Raw genomic sequence first — 17,156 nt, forward strand, 5'->3', positions numbered from 1 at the left:
ACACAACCTTACTTCTTCCGAATTTTTAAAGATCCAACAACCGAAACAGTAAAAACTGTTATTCAAATCGCTTCCATCGAAGCTGACTTGAATAACGGCTTTTGTTCTTGGTGGAGGATGACGGGATCGAACCGACGACCCCCTGCTTGCAAAGCAGGTGCTCTCCCAGCTGAGCTAATCCCCCTTTTTGCGGCGCAGTACGCACTGCAAAAGCCTCATCACCCCTAGCGGCCACATTGGTCTGCGAGAATCAAGCAGGACAAGGCGGAACCTCGCGCCGCATACGCATTGGTATGCAAGCGAGGCGACAACGCCGTCATGCGCCGGTTATCGCAGACCAATGGTGGGTCTGGATGGGTTCGAACCATCGACCCCCGCCTTATCAAGACGGTGCTCTAACCAGCTGAGCTACAGACCCGCTGTTGGGTTCTAAACAACCGATAGGTTGTAGGTGCTCACCACGCCTTTGCTCTAGAAAGGAGGTGATCCAGCCGCACCTTCCGATACGGCTACCTTGTTACGACTTCACCCCAGTCATGAATCCCACCGTGGTAAGCGCCCTCCTTGCGGTTAGACTACCTACTTCTGGTGGAACCCACTCCCATGGTGTGACGGGCGGTGTGTACAAGACCCGGGAACGTATTCACCGTGACATGCTGATCCACGATTACTAGCGATTCCGACTTCACGCAGTCGAGTTGCAGACTGCGATCCGGACTACGATCGGCTTTGTGGGATTGGCTCCCCCTCGCGGGTTGGCAACCCTCTGTACCGACCATTGTATGACGTGTGAAGCCCTACCCATAAGGGCCATGAGGACTTGACGTCATCCCCACCTTCCTCCGGTTTGTCACCGGCAGTCTCATTAAAGTGCCCAACTGAATGATGGCAATTAATGACAAGGGTTGCGCTCGTTGCGGGACTTAACCCAACATCTCACGACACGAGCTGACGACAGCCATGCAGCACCTGTGTTCAGGTTCCCTTTCGGGCACATCCGCCTCTCAGCAGACTTCCTGACATGTCAAGGGTAGGTAAGGTTTTTCGCGTTGCATCGAATTAATCCACATCATCCACCGCTTGTGCGGGTCCCCGTCAATTCCTTTGAGTTTTAATCTTGCGACCGTACTCCCCAGGCGGCGAACTTCACGCGTTAGCTGCGGTACTAAGAAAGTCTCCTTCCCCAACACCTAGTTCGCATCGTTTAGGGCGTGGACTACCAGGGTATCTAATCCTGTTTGCTCCCCACGCTTTCGTGCATGAGCGTCAGTGTTGACCCAGGGGGCTGCCTTCGCCATCGGTGTTCCTCCACATCTCTACGCATTTCACTGCTACACGTGGAATTCCACCCCCCTCTGCCACACTCGAGTCCCACAGTCACAAACGCAGTTCCCAGGTTAAGCCCGGGGATTTCACATCTGTCTTATGGAACCGCCTGCGCACGCTTTACGCCCAGTAATTCCGATTAACGCTCGCACCCTACGTATTACCGCGGCTGCTGGCACGTAGTTAGCCGGTGCTTCTTCTTCAGGTACCGTCATTAGTAGCCCGTATTAAGGACCACCGTTTCGTTCCTGCCGAAAGAGCTTTACAACCCGAAGGCCTTCTTCACTCACGCGGAATGGCTGGATCAGGGTTGCCCCCATTGTCCAAAATTCCCCACTGCTGCCTCCCGTAGGAGTCTGGACCGTGTCTCAGTTCCAGTGTGGCTGGTCGTCCTCTCAGACCAGCTACGGATCGTCGCCTTGGTGAGCCTTTACCCCACCAACTAGCTAATCCGATATCGGCCGCTCCCATCGCGCGAGGCCTTACGGTCCCCCGCTTTCACCCTCAGGTCGTATGCGGTATTAGCACAACTTTCGCTGTGTTATCCCCCACGACGGGGTACGTTCCGATATGTTACTCACCCGTTCGCCGCTCGCCGCCAGGGTTGCCCCCGCGCTGCCGCTCGACTTGCATGTGTAAAGCATTCCGCCAGCGTTCAATCTGAGCCAGGATCAAACTCTTCAGTTCAATCTGTCTTTTTTACTACTCGCTCAAACGAATCTCAGAGGCTAAATTTGCATTTAACCTTACTGTTTGTTTCGTGTAAGCACTTGCTTTTAATACTCTTAGCATCCAGCAGCAGCAGATCCTTCACGCAACCCTTCCGGATTACCCTCAGAACTCAACCCTCGTCTTTCGACTCCGGTCAGCCACCGTCCCTTCGATTTCGGAACGACAGCCCACCACCACCTCCAGCACAGCAAGCACCTACACCTATCGGTTGTTTGGTTTTTAAAGAACGTTACCGCTTTGTTGCACTCAGCGGCGAAGAGGGGCGCATTATACGGACCGATTTTTTTTGGTCAATACTTTCGCCGAAAAAATCTTAATCAATCTCAAATAAGAGTCACGCGCGCGAATTTTCGCTTGCCCACTTGCAGTACGACACTCGCCCCGGCGCTCAACGCCGCATTGCGATCGCCGACTTTCTCGCCATTGATCCGCACGCCACCGCCATCGATCATGCGCAGGGCGTCAGACGTGCTCGGCGTCAGGCCGGCAGCCTTCAGCACCTGGGCCAGCGATCCCGCGGCAACGCTGACCTCGGGCATATCGTCGGGCAATACGCCGCGCTGGAACCGGGCCTCGAACTCGGCCAGCGCCTCGTCCGCATCCCTGGGCGAATGAAAGCGGGCGACGATCTCCTGCCCCAGCAACACCTTCACATCGCGCGGATTACGCCCTTCGGCAACCTCGCGCTTGAAACGCGCAATCTCGTCATTGCCGCGGAACGAAAGCAATTCGTAGTAACGCCACATCAGTTCATCCGACACCGACATCAATTTGCCGAAAATTTCGGTGGGCGACTCGGCAATGCCGATGTAATTACCGAGGGATTTCGACATCTTGTTGACGCCGTCCAGGCCCTCCAGCAGGGGCATCATCAGCACGCACTGCGGTGACTGGCCGTAGTGTTTCTGCAGTTCACGCCCAACCAGCAGATTGAACTTCTGGTCGGTACCGCCCAGTTCGACATCGGACTTCATCGCCACCGAATCGTATCCCTGGCACAAGGGATAGAGGAATTCATGGATGGCAATCGGCTGGCCGCCCGTGTAACGCTTGGAAAAGTCGTCACGTTCCAGCATGCGCGCCACGGTGTGGCGCGCAGCAAGCTTGATCATGCCGGCCGCGCCGAGCGGTTCGAACCAGGTCGAGTTGAAGCAAACCTCAGTCTTCTGCGGGTCGAGTATCTTGAACACCTGCTCGCGGTAGGTGTCGGCATTTTCCAGGATCTGCTCCCGCGACAACGGCGGGCGAGTCGTGTTCTTGCCGCTCGGATCGCCGATCATCCCGGTGAAGTCACCGATCAGGAACATGACGTGGTGGCCGAGATCCTGGAAGTGCCTCAGCTTGTTGATCAGCACGGTATGCCCGAGATGCAGGTCCGGTGCGGTCGGATCGAAGCCGGCCTTGACGCGCAGGGGCCGGCCGGACTTCAGCTTTTCGACGAGTTCGGCCTCGATCAGCAGTTCGTCGGCGCCGCGCTTGATCAGCGCCAGTTGGGAGTCGATATCGACCATGTGAGGTAGCCCGGTTTGACGGAAGGGGGATTTTTGCTACACTCGCCCGACTATCAAGCCGGTCCGCCCATCCAATTGTACGAAAACAAGAGCGGGATTTTAGCGCAAGTCCTTCATTACCGATCCGAACGACCCGGGCACTTCCGGGCCGGCATGGGTGTGGTCGGCGTTTCGCTTTTCAGCATGGTGGCGGCGTTTGGTACCGTGAATGACGCCCCCTTGGCAGACATTCCCCGCCAACAAGTGGTCGAGCAACTGGCTCTGCCCCCGCTCACCGCATCTGCAGACAACGGCCAGAGCTTCCTGCGCGAAGAACGGGTACAGCGCGGCGACACGGTAATGGGATTGCTGCAGCGCCTCGGCGTTGACGATCCGGCCGCCGTCGGCTTCCTCAAAGGCAGTGCTTCCACCCAAAGCCTGTTTCGCCAACTCAGCCCGGGCAAGAATCTGACGGCACGGACGGGGCCGCAGGGCGAACTGCAGACACTGGTTTTCCCGCTCAACGGTGGCAAGGACCAAGCCCTGGTCGTCGAACGCCAGGGCGACAAGTTTTCCGCTTCGGAACAGCCGCTGTCGCTTGAAACCCAGGTCGTGATGAAGTCCGCCGAGATTCGTTATTCACTGTTTGGCGCCTCCGATGCGGCCGGAATTCCCGACTCGGTTGCGACCCAGCTGGCCGATATTTTTGGCGGCGACATCGATTTCCATCGGGATCTGCGCAAGGGCGACCGTTTTGCCGTGATCTACGAATCCATCAATTATCTCGGCCGCCCCGTGCGCAGCGGACGCATACTCGCCGCCGAGTTCGTCAATAACGGCAAGACTTATCGCGCCGCATGGTTCGCCGATCCTGCTGGCGGCGAAAACAGCAGTGGTTATTACACCGCTGACGGCAAGAACATCCGCAAGGCCTTCCTGCGCTCGCCGCTGGAATTCTCGCGCATCACCTCGGGCTTCACGTCCGCCCGCTTCCATCCCGTATTGCAGAAATGGCGCGCGCACAAGGGCATCGACTATGGCGCCCCGGTCGGCACCCGGGTCAAGGCTACCGGCAACGGCACGGTCGAGTATGTGGGCGTACAAGGAGGCTATGGCAAGGTCGTCATCCTGCGCCATCAAAGCCGCTACACCACGCTCTACGGCCACCTCTCGGGCTTTGCGCCGGGATTGCGTCGCGGCAATCGCATCAACCAGGGCGATGTAATCGGCTTTGTGGGCGCCACCGGGCTGGCCAGCGGCCCGCACCTGCATTACGAGTTCCGCGTCAGCGACGTGCATCAGAATCCACTGGCAATGGCCCTGCCCAGTGCGCCGCCATTGTTGCCCCAGCAGCTTGGTCTGTTCCGGGCACATACCGAGGCCCATCTCGCCCGCCTTGATCTGATTCGCGGATTCAGCCTCGCCCAGGCTGACTGACATGGCATCCCCTGCGCCGCTGGTCGTGGGGCTGATGTCCGGCACCAGCCTTGATGGCGTCGACGCCGCCCTGGTCGACTTCTCCGAAACCCATCCCCGCACCCTGGCGACTGCGTGGCTGCCGTATTCGGATGCCATCCGCACACAAGCCCTGCAACTGCAGGCTGCACGACACGACGAAATTCACTCTGCCGCGCTGCTCGCCAACGATCTGGCACGTTGCTACGCGGCAGCTGTGCATCAGGTGCTGACCAATGCCGGTGTTGAAGCCACGCGGATCGCTGCCATTGGTTGCCACGGCCAAACCATCCGCCATCAGCCGGCGGCCGGTTATAGCGTGCAGTTGAACAATCCGGCGCTGCTTGCCGAACTGGCCGGAATCGCCGTGGTGGCTGATTTCCGCAGCCGCGACATTGCCGCCGGTGGTCAAGGCGCACCGCTGGTGCCTGCCTTTCATGCAGCCGTTTTTGGCGATCCTGGTCGGCATCGCGTGATTCTCAACATCGGCGGCATTGCCAACCTCACGGACCTGAATCCAGGCAAACCAGTGAAGGGCTTCGACTGCGGCCCGGGCAACCTGCTGATGGATGCATGGATCGAACGTCACCAAGGGCAGCGTTACGATGAAGCGGGCCATTGGGCCGCCCAGGGGCAGGTGCTCCCGGAGCTGCTGCTTCGCTTGATGAACGATGTCTTCTTCGCAGCAAACCCGCCCAAGAGCTGCGGCCGCGACGAATTCCACATGCCCTGGCTGGAGGGTCATCTTGCCGGCGGTGAACGGCCCGAGGACGTCCAGGCCACTCTGCTCGAACTCACCGTCCTGTCGGCAACGCAAGCCATCAACCGCTGGTGCGGCGAACCCGACGAACTTTTCGTCTGTGGCGGAGGCGCACGGAACAGTGCCCTCATGGCCCGCCTGCAACACCATCTGCCCAATCGCCGTGTCGCCAGCACCGACTCTCTGGGCCAGCCGGCGGACTGGGTCGAAGCAGTGGCCTTTGCCTGGCTCGCATGGCGAACCCTGCATGAAAAATCGGGGAATCTGCCAGAGGTAACAGGAGCCTGCGGTACGCGGGTACTTGGCGCAATCTATCCGCGGTAAACGACGAGGGCGCCGGGTCGATGACCCGGCGCCCTCGTTTCAGCCCGATAGATCAGGCCGAGAAGGACGATCCGCAGCCGCAGGTCGATTGGGCATTCGGATTCTTGATCACGAATTGCGAACCCTCAAGCCCTTCGGAGTAATCAATCTCGGCGCCCACCAGATACTGGTAGCTCATCGGATCGATCAGCAACGACACGCCGTTCTTTTCCATCACGGTATCGTCTTCGTTGGTCACTTCGTCGAAAGTGAAGCCGTACTGAAAACCGGAGCAGCCGCCGCCGGTCACGAACACGCGCAGCTTGAGTTCGGGATTGCCTTCCTCGGCGATCAGTTCCTTGACCTTGCTCGCCGCGTTATCCGTGAAATTGAGCGGTGCGGGCATTTCGGTGGGTGCGTTCATGGTGTTCTCCTGGGGAATTCTGTAATGGTGTACTAAATAAGTCCAGTAATTATGATTGCAATGGCGCAGAAGGTCAATTGCTTGCCGCCAGCTTCAATTCCACCGCTTTCGCCGGCAGGCCCTGATGGACCAGGCGGCCTTGCACCACTGCGCCGAGATGCATCTCGATCGTGCTGTACTCGACATCACCCGTGACCCGGGCGCGCGTCTGAAGTTCAAGAAAATCGCTGGAATGCACCGGGCCGATGACGGTCCCGTTGATGACCAGATGGGAAACCGATATTTCTCCCTCGATCCGCGCGTGCTCGCTGATCACCAGCGTCGCCGGCTGCCCTTCGGCGCCGCGAACATTGCCCTTGATTTCACCATCGACACGCAGGCCGCCAGTAAAGGTCACATCCCCGACCAATGAGGTGCCGACACCTATCAGACTATCGATGCGACCTTGCGGCTTGCTGGTTTTCTTGCTGAACATTGCTGAGATCTCCTGACCTGTATTTGCTACGACGCCACACCGCTCAAAGAGCCACGCTCTGACTGGCCCTGACCACGCCATCCTGGATCAAGCGGGCTTCGACACGCTGTATTCGCGCCTCGGCCGCAACCTTGAATGTACCTTCCAAGCGCCGAAAGTAGCGGAAACTCACCTGATACTGGCTGGCAGCGGGATCACCGGCGGCGGGAAACTGCATCATAGCAGTCTCTTTGCCTCGCTGCACGGTGGCGACCAGCTGGACCATGCCATTGAATTCCTTGTCTTTTTTATCCCCGGTCTGCGCTACCAGAAGTCGGTACCGATACTGCCCCCCGCCGACGGGGAGAATCTGCAACCGACTGATCGCAATTCCGGAATTTCCGGCCTGCCCCCCCGCCAGATTCTCGAAGGTCGCCAGATCCGACTTGAGGCGGGTGTTTTCTTCTTCCAGGGTCCTGATCTGAAGGGAAAGCTGCTCCAGCGAGGTACTTTCGATGCGCAAGCGGCTTTCACTGGCGTTCGCCACCTTGCGGGCGCTTTCGAGGTCGAGTTCCAGTTTGGCGATATGCTCGCGCATGCCGGCAATTTCCTGCTCGCTCGCGCCCTGGTGAAATCCCGCGAAGCGTTGCCCGGCGTCGTAAATCCAGCCGGCCAGCGCCAGCGAGGCGCCGGAAAGCAGGACTACGGACAATGCCCGCCAATACCACGGCACATGCGTCCGTACCGCGACCCGCGGTGCCGATATGCCAAAGCGGCTGCGCAGCCGCCGCAGCGTCAGGGCAAGACGGGAACTTGAGAAAGACCCGAACATTCGTCCAGACCAAACATGATGTTCATGTTCTGCACTGCCTGCCCAGCAGCCCCCTTTACCAGGTTGTCAATCACCGAAAGCACCACCAGCGTGTCACCGCCCTGCGGCCGATGAATGGCTATCCGGCAGGTATTCGCGGCGCGCACCGAACGCGTCTCGGGATGGGATTTCGGCGGCAGCACGTCCACAAAGGGCTCGGCGGCGTAGCGCTGCTCGAACATCGCCTGAAAATCCTCTTCGCGGGTAATTCTGGCATAGAGCGTCGCGTGGATGCCGCGAATCATCGGCGTCAGATGCGGCACGAAGGTCAGCCCGATCTGGTTCGTCTCCTTGCCGGCAGCGCGCGCCAGACCCTGCCTTATTTCAGGCAGGTGCCGATGGCCCGGCACTCCGTAGGCCTTGAAGTTGTCGGAAGCCTCGGAAAACAGGGTGCCGATCTCGGCCTTGCGGCCGGCGCCGGACACACCCGACTTGGCATCCGCAATCAGGTGTCCGAGATCGATGCAGCCGGATTGCACCAACGGCAGGAAACCGAGCTGCGTCGCCGTCGGATAGCAGCCCGGATTCGCCACCAGTCGCGCCGTCCTGATCTGTTCGCGATTCACTTCGGGCAAGCCATACACAGCCTCCGCGACCAGCGCCGGGCTGGCATGGCTCATGCCGTACCACTGTTCCCACAACGCGATGTCCTTGATGCGGAAGTCCGCCGCCAGATCGATGACCCTGACTCCGGATTCGAGCAGGCTGGCGGCCTGCTGCATGGCGATGCCGTTGGGCGTGGCAAAGAAGACCACGTCGCACTCGTTCAGCGGCGCATCCTTGGGATCGCTGAACTTCAGGTTCACTGACCCGCGAAGGCTGGAAAACATCTCGGCAACCGCCGTTCCAGCCTCGCCACGCGACGTGATGGCGGTAAGTTCAACGCCGGAATGCTGCGCCAGCAAACGCAGCAATTCCACCCCCGTGTAGCCGGTGCCGCCGACAATGCCTGCCTTGATCATGCCGAACTCCTTGCAGAGAAGGGGGATGGTACCCCGTAAGCCATAGGCCGGGGCAGGTTCTTGCCTGCTCCCGGGACTTGCCCGCCAGAAAACCCGTCTTAATGAAAAAGCCGCCCGAAGGCGGCTTTTTTCGCAACAGCGATACGGCCGCTGAAGCTTAGCGCTTCGAGAACTGCTTGCGCCGGCGCGCCTTGCGGAAGCCGACCTTCTTGCGCTCGACCTCGCGTGCATCGCGGGTGACGAATCCGGCACCGGACAGGGCGGGTTTCAGGGTTGCATCGTATTCGATCAGGGCGCGGGTAATGCCGTGGCGCACGGCACCGGCCTGGCCGGACTCGCCACCACCTTCAACATTCACGAGAATGTCGAAGGTATTGGTGTGCTGGGTCAGTTCAAGCGGCTGACGCACGACCATGCGGCCGGTTTCACGCGAGAAAAATTCGTCGACCGGCTTGTCATTGACCACGAACTTGCCAGTGCCGGTGCGCAGGAACACGCGGGCAATGGCCGTCTTGCGGCGACCGGTACCATAATATTGGGTGACTGCCATGAGAACTCCTTAGATTTCCAGCGTCTTCGGCTGCTGGGCGGCGTGCGGATGGGCAGCACCGGCGTAGCACTTCATTTTCTTCAGCATGGCGTAGCCAAGCGGGCCCTTGGGCAGCATGCCCTTGACGGCCTTTTCCAGGATGCGGCCGGGAAAGCGCTGCTGCAGCTTGGTGAAGTTGGTTTCGTTGATGCCGCCCGGGTAACCGGTGTGGCTGTAGTATTTCTTGTCCTCGGCCTTGTTGCCGGTGACGCGCAGCTTATCGACGTTCACCACGACGATGTAGTCGCCGGTATCGACGTGCGGCGTGTAGATGGCCTTGTGCTTGCCCCGTAGCCGGTGTGCGATCGTGGCAGCCAGACGGCCGAGCACCTTGTCCGTCGCATCGACGACAACCCAGTCGTGCTGGACTTCTTGCGGCTTGGCGGAAAATGTTTTCATTCTCTTGTTCCTTGCGTGCTTCGATGACCCGGCCTGCGCTGCAATGGCTGAAATCAGCCCATGCGCTTCTCGGAAAGCCGAGCATTCTAACCAATCGCCGAAGTCCGTGTCAAATGGGATTTGTCGTCGTTTATTTGCCGAACGCCAGCGGGCCTGACCGGGCCAAAGCGATTATCCGGCTTCCTGCATCATTCGCCAGTACTGGTACTTCATCATCCCGGCAGCGCCAGCTACGATCGACACCAGAGTGAGCACCGACCCGAGGGCCAGCGTCGACACCCCGGTAATCGCCTGCCCCACGGTGCACCCCATCGACAGCACGCCACCGATGCCCATCAGCACGGCGCCGACGGCGTGATTGAGGAAATCGCCACGATTGACGAACCACTCCACCCGGAAATTGCGGGTAATCACGGCGTAGAGGAAGGAGCCGACGATCACGCCGACCAGCGCCATGATGCCGAAATTGATCAGCGACGTGTCGGCCGGGTTCATCACATAACGGGCGAGATCGCCCATCGGGCTGATGAAGGTGAAAGACTGCGTTTCCACCCGCAATGGCTTGACGTCGGCGAAGTCGGCAAATTCCTTCCAGGCCACGCCCATCGAGCTGCCGGTGACGTACCAGCCGACGATGACGGCAATGCCGATCACCACGCCGCCGAGAATGTGGTCGAAACTGCCGCGGAAATCGCGCGAAGAGAAGGCGAACCCGAACAACGCCAGGGCAAGGACCAGCCCCACGCTTGTGTTGCCCAGCCCGCTGAGATCGCCCATAGCCTGGCTGGCCTTGCCAGCCGCCGCCAGGTTGATGGTGGTCGCGGACACCAGCTTGCCGAACACCGTGTCGTAGAAGTCGGTCCACAGCATCGCATAGGCGCAGGCCGAGGCGATTGCCAGCACCACCAGGGATTTCAGGTTGCCGCCGCCGATGCGAACCAATGTCTTGTTGCCGCAGCCCGACGCCAGGGTCATGCCGATACCGAACATGAGGCCACCCATGACGTAGCGCAGCCACGCCAGGTTGGGCGTGCGGTAGGGCGGGAAGGTGCTGGTACCGATCACCGCCTTGCCGGACGCTTCGAGCACCACGACGCCGAGCGTGGCGACCGCGATGGCCAGCAGCCATGCACGCAGACGTCCGGTATCGCCCATATTCACCCAGTCGGACACGGCGCCCATGGTGCAGAAGTTGGTCTTGTTGGCCACCGCGCCCATGATCATGCCGGTAACGAAAATAATGCCCAGAATCTGAAGATGAATAGTGAATTCCATGAATATCTCCCAAATCCGGGGCGCAGCTGACCCCTTGAACAACGGGCCATTCTAAAAGAATGGATGGGGCGTCGAATCAGTCTTCTTTGGCCGCAAATAATGGCAATCAATTGCCGCCGGCGTAACGGGTCGGGTCCTTCAGGCCAGCGTCGGAAAATCCCTGGCTGCGCAATCGGCATGAGTCGCAGACGCCGCAGGCGCGGCCTTCCGCGTCTGCCTGATAGCAGGACACCGTGAGTCCGTAATCAATTCCCAGCCGGCCGCCTTGCATGATGATCTGCGCCTTGCTCATGTCGATCAGCGGCGCGTGCACCTGGAGCGACCGGCCTTCGACTGCGGCTTTGGTCGCGAGGTTGGCGAGCGTCTCGAAGGCGCGAATGAACTCCGGCCGGCAATCCGGATAGCCGGAATAATCAACGGCGTTGACGCCGACGAAGATGTCCTGCGCGCCGAGCACTTCGGCCCAGGCCAGGGCCAGGGCCAGCATGATGGTGTTGCGCGCCGGTACGTAAGTGACCGGGATGCCGGGCTGCCACCCCTGTAGTCGGGACCGCAATTGAACTGTCCGTCAGCGCCGAGCCGCCCAGTTGCCCGAGATCGAGTTTCAGCACGCGATGGGCGGCGGCCCCCAATGCCGCAGCCACACGCGCCGCGGCCTGCAGTTCGGCGCCATGGCGCTGGCCGTAATCGAGCGACAGGCAGTGGCAGGCGAAGCCCTGCTCGCGCGCCAGGGCCAGTACCGTGGCGGAATCGAGTCCGCCGGAAAGAAGAACGACTGCGGGTTGCATGGCCGCGATGGTAGCAAACAGGCGGCCGATGCGCTGTTCGGCGCTGCTCTATAATTCGCCTTCTTCCCCAATTTCTTGCGCAATCGACGATGGCAAAGAAAGTGTTCATCCGCACCTTCGGCTGCCAGATGAACGAATACGACTCCGACAAGATGGCCGACGTGCTGGCCGGCAGCGACGGCGTCGTCAAGACGGAAAATCCCGAGGAAGCCGACATCATCCTGTTCAACACCTGCTCGGTGCGTGAGAAAGCACAGGAGAAGGTGTTCCACGACCTCGGCCGGGTCAGGCACCTGAAGCAGATCAACCCGAACCTGGTGATCGGCGTCGGCGGCTGCGTCGCCAGCCAGGAAGGCGAGGCCATCGTCGCCCGGGCGCCCTACGTCGACCTCGTGTTCGGCCCGCAAACCCTGCACCGCCTGCCGCAGATGATCGCCGCGCGCCGCGCAAGCGGCCGGGCGCAGGTCGACATCTCCTTCCCCGAAATCGAGAAGTTCGACGCCCTGCCGCCGGCCAGCGTCACCGGAACCTCGGCCTTCGTCTCCATCATGGAAGGCTGCTCGAAGTATTGCAGCTTCTGCGTCGTGCCCTACACCCGCGGCGAGGAGGTCTCGCGGCCGCTGGCCGACGTGCTGGCGGAGATCGCCGGCCTGGTCGAGCTTGGCGTGCGCGAGGTCACGCTGCTGGGCCAGAACGTCAACGCCTATCGGGGCGGCATGGAGGATGGCGATACCAGTGACGAAACCGCGGACCTCGCCTTCCTGATCGAAACCATCGCCGCCATGGAGGGCATCGAACGCATCCGCTACACCACCTCGCACCCGCGGGAGATGACGCAACGGTTGATCGACACCTACCGCAGCACGCCGAAACTGGTCTCGCACCTGCACCTGCCGGTGCAGTCCGGCTCTGACCGGATCCTGGCGGCGATGAAGCGCGGCTATTCGGTGCTCGAATTCAAGTCGCTGGTGAAGAAGCTCAAGGCGGCGCGGCCCGATCTCTCGCTGTCCTCCGACTTCATCATCGGCTTTCCGGGCGAATCCGAGGAGGACTTCGAAAAAACCATGCGCCTGGTCGAGGAACTGAATTTCGACAACAGCTTCTCCTTCGTCTACAGCCCGCGCCCCGGCACACCGGCCGCCGAGATGGCGGACGACACGCCGCAGGAAGTGAAAATCCGGCGGCTGATGCGCTTGCAGAAGACCATCGAAGCGCAGGCCTTGAAGATCAGCCAGGCGATGGTCGGCACCGTCCAGCGTGTCCTGGTCGAAGGCCACGCGCGAAAGGATGCCAGCGAACTGGCAGGACGCACCGACAACAACCGCGTCGTGAATTTCGCCGGCAGCGAGCGCCTGATCGGCCGCTTCATCGATGTCACCATCACCGCCGCGCTGCCTCACAGCCTGCGCGGCGAAGTCGTCACCCGGGAATAGTCAGCCCATCCGCACATGGCCACGACCCGCGCCCTGAATCTCGCCCTGCAGCCGCTCGACAACGCGCGCCTGCAGAACCTTTGCGGCGCGCTCGACGAGAACCTGCGCCAGATCGAGGCGGCTTTCGATGTCACCATCAGCCGTCGCGGCCAGCATTGCAAGATCAACGGCGAGCTGGCGCAGTCGCGGCTGGCGGCCAGGGCCTTGCAGCATTTTTATGAAAATGCGGGCGAGCCCCTGTCCGTTGACGAACTCCAGCTCGGCCTGATCGAAATCACGCGCAACCGGGATGCGGGTTTGCCGCATTCGCCCACGCCGCCGAATGCCGGACTGCTGACGAAGAAGGCCGACCTGCACGGCCGCACGCCGAACCAGGTGAACTACCTGCGCAACATCCAGGAACACGACATCACCTTCGGCATTGGCCCCGCCGGCACCGGCAAGACCTACCTTGCCGTGGCCTCGGCCATCGACGCCTTCGAACGCGACCAGGTCAGCCGCATCGTCCTCACCCGGCCCGCGGTCGAAGCCGGCGAACGGCTCGGCTTCCTGCCCGGTGACCTGGCGCAGAAGATCGATCCTTATCTGCGCCCACTCTACGACGCGCTGTACGACCTGATGGGCTTCGAAAAGGTCGCCAAGCTCTTCGAGAAGCAGAACATCGAGATCGCGCCGCTGGCCTACATGCGCGGACGCACGCTGAACCACGCCTTCATCATCCTCGACGAGGCGCAGAACACCACGCCGGAGCAGATGAAAATGTTCCTCACCCGCATCGGCATCGGCGCCAAGGCCGTGGTCACCGGCGACGTGACGCAGATCGACCTGCCGCGCGGCCAGAAATCCGGCCTGGTCGAGGCGCGACGCATCCTGGCCGACGTGCGCGGCCTGGCCTTCACCGATTTCGACGCTTCGGACGTGGTGCGCCACCCCCTCGTGGCGCGCATTGTCGATGCCTATGAAAAAAACAGCGCGGCCCCGCCTGCCTGAATTGAGCCTCTCAATTCAGTATCCCGGCGGCACCGCCACGGCGCCGACGCGTCCGCAGGTTCGGCGCTGGGTGCGCGCGGCCTGCGCCAGACCGGCCGAGGTAACGGTACGCTTCGTCGACACGGACGAGGGGCAAAGCCTCAACCGCGACTATCGCGGCAAGGACTACGCCACCAATGTGCTGTCCTTTCCCTACGAATCCGGCGCGCAAATCAGCGGCGACCTGGTGCTGTGCCTGCCCGTCGTCGAGCGCGAAGCGAAGGAACAAGGCAAGTCGCCGGAAGCCCACTTCGCCCACATGGTGGTGCATGGTATGCTGCATTTGCAGGGCTACGACCACGAGACCGGCAAGGATGACGCCGAACGCATGGAGACAAAAGAACGGGAAATCCTGCAAGCCCTCGGCTTCCCCGATCCGTATTGAACATGGACCCTTCCAGTAGACCCGGCCTGATCGAACGTCTTTCCGCGCTCCTGCTGCGCGAACCCGAAGACCGCGAACAACTCCTTGAATTGCTGCATGGCGCCTTCGAGCGCCACCTGATGGACGCCGATGCGCTGTCCATCATCGAAGGCGCGCTGTCGGTCGCCGACATGGCGGTGCGCGACATCATGGTGCCGCGCGCGCAGATGGACGTGGTCGATATCAACGACACGCCCGAAAAGATCGTCGAGGTCGTGCTCGAAACCGCGCACTCGCGCTTTCCCGCCATCGGCGAAAGCAAGGACGACGTGCTCGGCATCCTGCTGGCCAAGGATTTGCTGCGCTATTTTGCCGGCAAGGAATTCGACCTGAGGGACACCTTGCGACCGGCGATCTTCATTCCCGAATCGAAGCGTCTCAACGTGCTGCTGCGCGAATTCCGCGCCTCGCGCAACCACATGGCGATCGTGGTCGACGAATACGGCGGCGTCGCCGGCCTGGTCACCATCGAAGACGTGCTGGAACAGATCGTCGGCGATATCGAAGACGAATACGATTTCGACGAAACCGCCGACAACATCGTCAAGGACAACACCGGTCGCTATCGGGTCAAGGCACTCACGGAAATCGCCGATTTCAACGCCGCCTTTGCCACCCGGTTCCCCGACGAGGATTTCGATACCGTCGGCGGCCTGATCATCCATCACCTCGGCCGCCTGCCGAAACGCAACGAGGTACTCAGCATCGGCGGCCTGAGGATGCAGGTCCTGCGTGCCGACAGCCGCCGCGTGCACACCCTGCTGGTCGATCCGCAGAAGGATCTGCCGCTGTCACCGCCTCTCGCTGCCGACGAATGACGCAGCGGCAAGCTGCTGTTCCCTTGCGTACCGCGGCGGCCGCGTTTGTTCTGGGCGCGTTCTGCGTCCTCGGCTTCGCGCCGTTCGACAGGTATTTCGCCGCGCATGTCGCCGTATGGCCAGCGCCGACTCTTGCCCTGGCAGGGCTGTTCCTGCTCTGGCGCAAGGCGTCCACTGCGCGCCAGGCGATGCTGCTGGGCCTGGCCTGGGGCGCGGGTTGCTTCCTGTTCGGCGTATCGTGGGTCTACGTCAGTTTGTCGGAATTCGGCGGCATGGCGCCTCCCCTCGCTGCGGCATCGACGCTGCTGTTCTGCCTCTACCTGGCCCTGTTCCCCGCCCTCGCAGGCGGCCTGTTCCTGCGCTGGCGCAACGGCACGGCACGTGATGTATTGCTGTTCGCCGGCCTGTGGGCACTGACCGAATGGCTGCGCGGCACCTTGCTCACCGGCTTCCCGTGGCTGGCGGTCGGCTATTCGCAAAGCCCGCCGAGCCCGCTGGCCGGCTGGGCGTCGGTGCTTGGCGTGTATGGCGTCGGCTTCGTCGCGGCCCTGATCGCCGGGCTGCTGGGCGAAATGCGCGCCACCGGCTGGCGCAAGCCGGGAGCGTGGGCCGCGATCGTGCTACTGCTGGGTTTTGGCGGCCTGCTGCGCCTGATGGACTGGACGCAACCGACAGGCAGCCCAGTGACGGTCAGCCTGCTGCAGGGCAATGTGCCGCAAAGCCTGAAATGGGATCCGAAGCGGCTGCCGCTGTCGGTGGAGACTTACCTGCGCCTGGCCAGGGCCCATCCGGCGACGCTCACCGTGCTGCCCGAAACCGCGCTGCCGCTTTACTTCAACGAGGTCCCGCGCGAGGTGCTGCGCGGCCTGACGCGCCACGGCGATGCCCTGATCGGCGTCGCCGTCGGCACCACCCGCGGCGGCTATGCCAACGGCGCGGTGATGCTGACGCCGGAACTCACCGCCAGCGCCTACACCAAGCGCCATCTGGTGCCTTTCGGCGAATACCCGCCGCCGGGCTTTGCCTGGTTCTTCCGCTTTGCGCGCATCCCGATGTCGGACTTCACCGCCGGCGCCGCGCGGCAGGAGGCGCTCAGTTTCAACGGCCAGCGCATCGCGCCGAACATCTGCTACGAGGACTTGTTCGGCGAGGAACTGCTCGACGCCTTGCCGGCGGCAACCTTGCTGGTGAACCTGTCCAACACGGCGTGGTTCGGCGACTCGCTGGCGCAGCCGCAACACCTGCAGATCGCCCAGTTGCGCGCCATCGAAACCGGCCGCGTGATGCTGCGTGCCACCAACACCGGCATGACCGCCATGGTGAACCCCGATGGCATCGTCGCCGCCGCGCTGCCGCCCTTCACCACCGCGGCGCTGGTGGTGCAGGCCCAGGGGCGCACGGGCCTGACGCCCTATGCCCGCTGGGGCAACCTGCTGGCGCTGCTGATCGCGGTCGGCGCCTGCCTGACGGCGCTGCGCCGCAAGATTTTTCCTAAAAGCAGTTGATCCGCAGATTACTCAGATTACGCAGATGGATCAAAATCCTTGGGGCACCTTGCCCATCACCCATCGGATTTGCCGGCGATCACCTTCAACCCAACGAATCACCGCGTTTTAATCTGTGA

At 61.5% G+C, this 17,156-nt stretch carries 15 protein-coding genes, 2 tRNA genes, 1 rRNA gene and 1 pseudogene; 7 read left to right on the forward strand and 12 right to left on the reverse strand.

Features of this window, described 5'->3' with window-relative positions; genetic code table 11:
• Positions 1-108: 108 nt before the first annotated feature.
• The 4 genes from SUTH_RS15495 to tyrS form a co-directional block, all read right to left on the reverse strand.
• Positions 109-184, reverse strand: a tRNA-Ala gene (locus tag SUTH_RS15495).
• Between the two features lie 157 nt (positions 185-341).
• A tRNA-Ile gene (locus SUTH_RS15500) sits at positions 342-418 on the reverse strand.
• Between the two features lie 57 nt (positions 419-475).
• Positions 476-2,013: ribosomal RNA gene (locus tag SUTH_RS15505) — 16S ribosomal RNA — on the reverse strand.
• A gap of 368 nt (positions 2,014-2,381) precedes the next feature.
• Complete coding sequence (gene tyrS / locus SUTH_RS15510) at positions 2,382-3,569, reverse strand: tyrosine--tRNA ligase (protein ID WP_041100499.1); 1,188 nt, start codon at positions 3,567-3,569, stop codon at positions 2,382-2,384.
• Between the two features lie 153 nt (positions 3,570-3,722).
• Between tyrS and SUTH_RS15515 the strand changes: the two genes are divergently transcribed.
• On the forward strand, positions 3,723-4,985 hold the full coding sequence (locus tag SUTH_RS15515; RefSeq protein ID WP_084207448.1) for a M23 family metallopeptidase: 1,263 nt from the start codon (positions 3,723-3,725) through the stop codon (positions 4,983-4,985).
• 1 nt (position 4,986) lies between these two features.
• Positions 4,987-6,087, forward strand: coding sequence for an anhydro-N-acetylmuramic acid kinase (locus tag SUTH_RS15520; RefSeq protein ID WP_041100501.1), 1,101 nt, complete (start codon positions 4,987-4,989; stop codon positions 6,085-6,087).
• Positions 6,088-6,139: 52 nt separating this feature from the next.
• Here SUTH_RS15520 and erpA read toward each other — a convergent pair whose 3' ends face one another.
• The 8 genes and pseudogenes from erpA to queC all read right to left on the reverse strand — a co-directional run bounded on the left by erpA (position 6,140) and on the right by queC (position 11,828).
• On the reverse strand, positions 6,140-6,490 hold the full coding sequence (gene erpA, locus SUTH_RS15525) for an iron-sulfur cluster insertion protein ErpA (protein WP_041100502.1): 351 nt from the start codon (positions 6,488-6,490) through the stop codon (positions 6,140-6,142).
• A gap of 73 nt (positions 6,491-6,563) precedes the next feature.
• Positions 6,564-6,965, reverse strand: coding sequence for a bactofilin family protein (locus SUTH_RS15530; protein WP_041100503.1), 402 nt, complete (start codon positions 6,963-6,965; stop codon positions 6,564-6,566).
• A 43-nt stretch (positions 6,966-7,008) separates the two neighbouring features.
• Complete coding sequence (locus SUTH_RS15535; RefSeq protein ID WP_052473701.1) at positions 7,009-7,656, reverse strand: DUF6776 family protein; 648 nt, start codon at positions 7,654-7,656, stop codon at positions 7,009-7,011.
• Positions 7,657-7,739: 83 nt separating this feature from the next.
• Positions 7,740-8,777 (reverse strand): N-acetyl-gamma-glutamyl-phosphate reductase, encoded by a 1,038-nt coding sequence (gene argC, locus SUTH_RS15540; protein WP_041100505.1) that lies wholly within the window; start codon positions 8,775-8,777, stop codon positions 7,740-7,742.
• Positions 8,778-8,934: 157 nt separating this feature from the next.
• Complete coding sequence (rpsI, locus tag SUTH_RS15545; protein ID WP_041100507.1) at positions 8,935-9,327, reverse strand: 30S ribosomal protein S9; 393 nt, start codon at positions 9,325-9,327, stop codon at positions 8,935-8,937.
• Between the two features lie 9 nt (positions 9,328-9,336).
• A complete protein-coding gene (rplM, locus tag SUTH_RS15550; RefSeq protein ID WP_041100509.1) occupies positions 9,337-9,765 on the reverse strand; it encodes a 50S ribosomal protein L13 in 429 nt (142 codons plus the stop codon).
• 171 nt (positions 9,766-9,936) lie between these two features.
• Complete coding sequence (locus SUTH_RS15555; RefSeq protein ID WP_041100511.1) at positions 9,937-11,040, reverse strand: YeeE/YedE family protein; 1,104 nt, start codon at positions 11,038-11,040, stop codon at positions 9,937-9,939.
• A gap of 106 nt (positions 11,041-11,146) precedes the next feature.
• Positions 11,147-11,828, reverse strand: a pseudogene (gene queC, locus SUTH_RS15560) (7-cyano-7-deazaguanine synthase QueC).
• A gap of 89 nt (positions 11,829-11,917) precedes the next feature.
• Between queC and miaB the strand changes: the two are divergent.
• The 5 genes from miaB to lnt are packed head-to-tail and all read left to right on the forward strand — an operon-like array spanning position 11,918 to position 17,037.
• Entirely contained in the window at positions 11,918-13,261 is a 1,344-nt protein-coding gene (gene miaB / locus SUTH_RS15565) for a tRNA (N6-isopentenyl adenosine(37)-C2)-methylthiotransferase MiaB (RefSeq protein WP_041100517.1), read from the forward strand.
• A 15-nt stretch (positions 13,262-13,276) separates the two neighbouring features.
• Positions 13,277-14,251, forward strand: a complete 975-nt coding sequence (locus SUTH_RS15570; RefSeq protein ID WP_041100519.1) for a PhoH family protein — start codon at positions 13,277-13,279, stop codon at positions 14,249-14,251.
• Entirely contained in the window at positions 14,220-14,675 is a 456-nt protein-coding gene (gene ybeY, locus SUTH_RS15575) for an rRNA maturation RNase YbeY (protein ID WP_041100521.1), read from the forward strand. The genes SUTH_RS15570 and ybeY overlap by 32 nt, the downstream gene beginning before the upstream one ends.
• A 2-nt stretch (positions 14,676-14,677) precedes the next feature.
• The gene (locus SUTH_RS15580; RefSeq protein ID WP_041100523.1) at positions 14,678-15,532 is read left to right on the forward strand and encodes an HlyC/CorC family transporter; all 855 of its coding nucleotides are present in this window, start codon (positions 14,678-14,680) and stop codon (positions 15,530-15,532) included.
• Positions 15,529-17,037 carry an apolipoprotein N-acyltransferase gene (lnt, locus tag SUTH_RS15585; RefSeq protein ID WP_052473702.1) on the forward strand — a complete coding sequence of 503 codons (1,509 nt, stop codon included), beginning with the start codon at positions 15,529-15,531 and terminating at the stop codon, positions 17,035-17,037. Before SUTH_RS15580 ends, lnt begins: the two co-directional genes overlap by 4 nt.
• Positions 17,038-17,156: the final 119 nt, after the last annotated feature.

This window comes from Sulfuritalea hydrogenivorans sk43H (assembly GCF_000828635.1).
In the GTDB taxonomy this organism is placed as follows: domain Bacteria; phylum Pseudomonadota; class Gammaproteobacteria; order Burkholderiales; family Rhodocyclaceae; genus Sulfuritalea; species Sulfuritalea hydrogenivorans.

What these genes read in the sequence shown, in the direction of transcription:
- tyrS (WP_041100499.1), bottom strand. Translation starts at nt 3,569, where the DNA reads ATGGTCGATATCGACTCCCAACTGGCGCTGATCAAGCGCGGCGCCGAC.
- SUTH_RS15515 (WP_084207448.1), top strand. Translation starts at nt 3,723, where the DNA reads ATGGGTGTGGTCGGCGTTTCGCTTTTCAGCATGGTGGCGGCGTTTGGT.
- SUTH_RS15520 (WP_041100501.1), top strand. Translation starts at nt 4,987, where the DNA reads ATGGCATCCCCTGCGCCGCTGGTCGTGGGGCTGATGTCCGGCACCAGC.
- erpA (WP_041100502.1), bottom strand. Translation starts at nt 6,490, where the DNA reads ATGAACGCACCCACCGAAATGCCCGCACCGCTCAATTTCACGGATAAC.
- SUTH_RS15530 (WP_041100503.1), bottom strand. Translation starts at nt 6,965, where the DNA reads ATGTTCAGCAAGAAAACCAGCAAGCCGCAAGGTCGCATCGATAGTCTG.
- argC (WP_041100505.1), bottom strand. Translation starts at nt 8,777, where the DNA reads ATGATCAAGGCAGGCATTGTCGGCGGCACCGGCTACACGGGGGTGGAA.
- rpsI (WP_041100507.1), bottom strand. Translation starts at nt 9,327, where the DNA reads ATGGCAGTCACCCAATATTATGGTACCGGTCGCCGCAAGACGGCCATT.
- rplM (WP_041100509.1), bottom strand. Translation starts at nt 9,765, where the DNA reads ATGAAAACATTTTCCGCCAAGCCGCAAGAAGTCCAGCACGACTGGGTT.
- SUTH_RS15555 (WP_041100511.1), bottom strand. Translation starts at nt 11,040, where the DNA reads ATGGAATTCACTATTCATCTTCAGATTCTGGGCATTATTTTCGTTACC.
- miaB (WP_041100517.1), top strand. Translation starts at nt 11,918, where the DNA reads ATGGCAAAGAAAGTGTTCATCCGCACCTTCGGCTGCCAGATGAACGAA.
- SUTH_RS15570 (WP_041100519.1), top strand. Translation starts at nt 13,277, where the DNA reads ATGGCCACGACCCGCGCCCTGAATCTCGCCCTGCAGCCGCTCGACAAC.
- ybeY (WP_041100521.1), top strand. Translation starts at nt 14,220, where the DNA reads ATGAAAAAAACAGCGCGGCCCCGCCTGCCTGAATTGAGCCTCTCAATT.
- SUTH_RS15580 (WP_041100523.1), top strand. Translation starts at nt 14,678, where the DNA reads ATGGACCCTTCCAGTAGACCCGGCCTGATCGAACGTCTTTCCGCGCTC.
- lnt (WP_052473702.1), top strand. Translation starts at nt 15,529, where the DNA reads ATGACGCAGCGGCAAGCTGCTGTTCCCTTGCGTACCGCGGCGGCCGCG.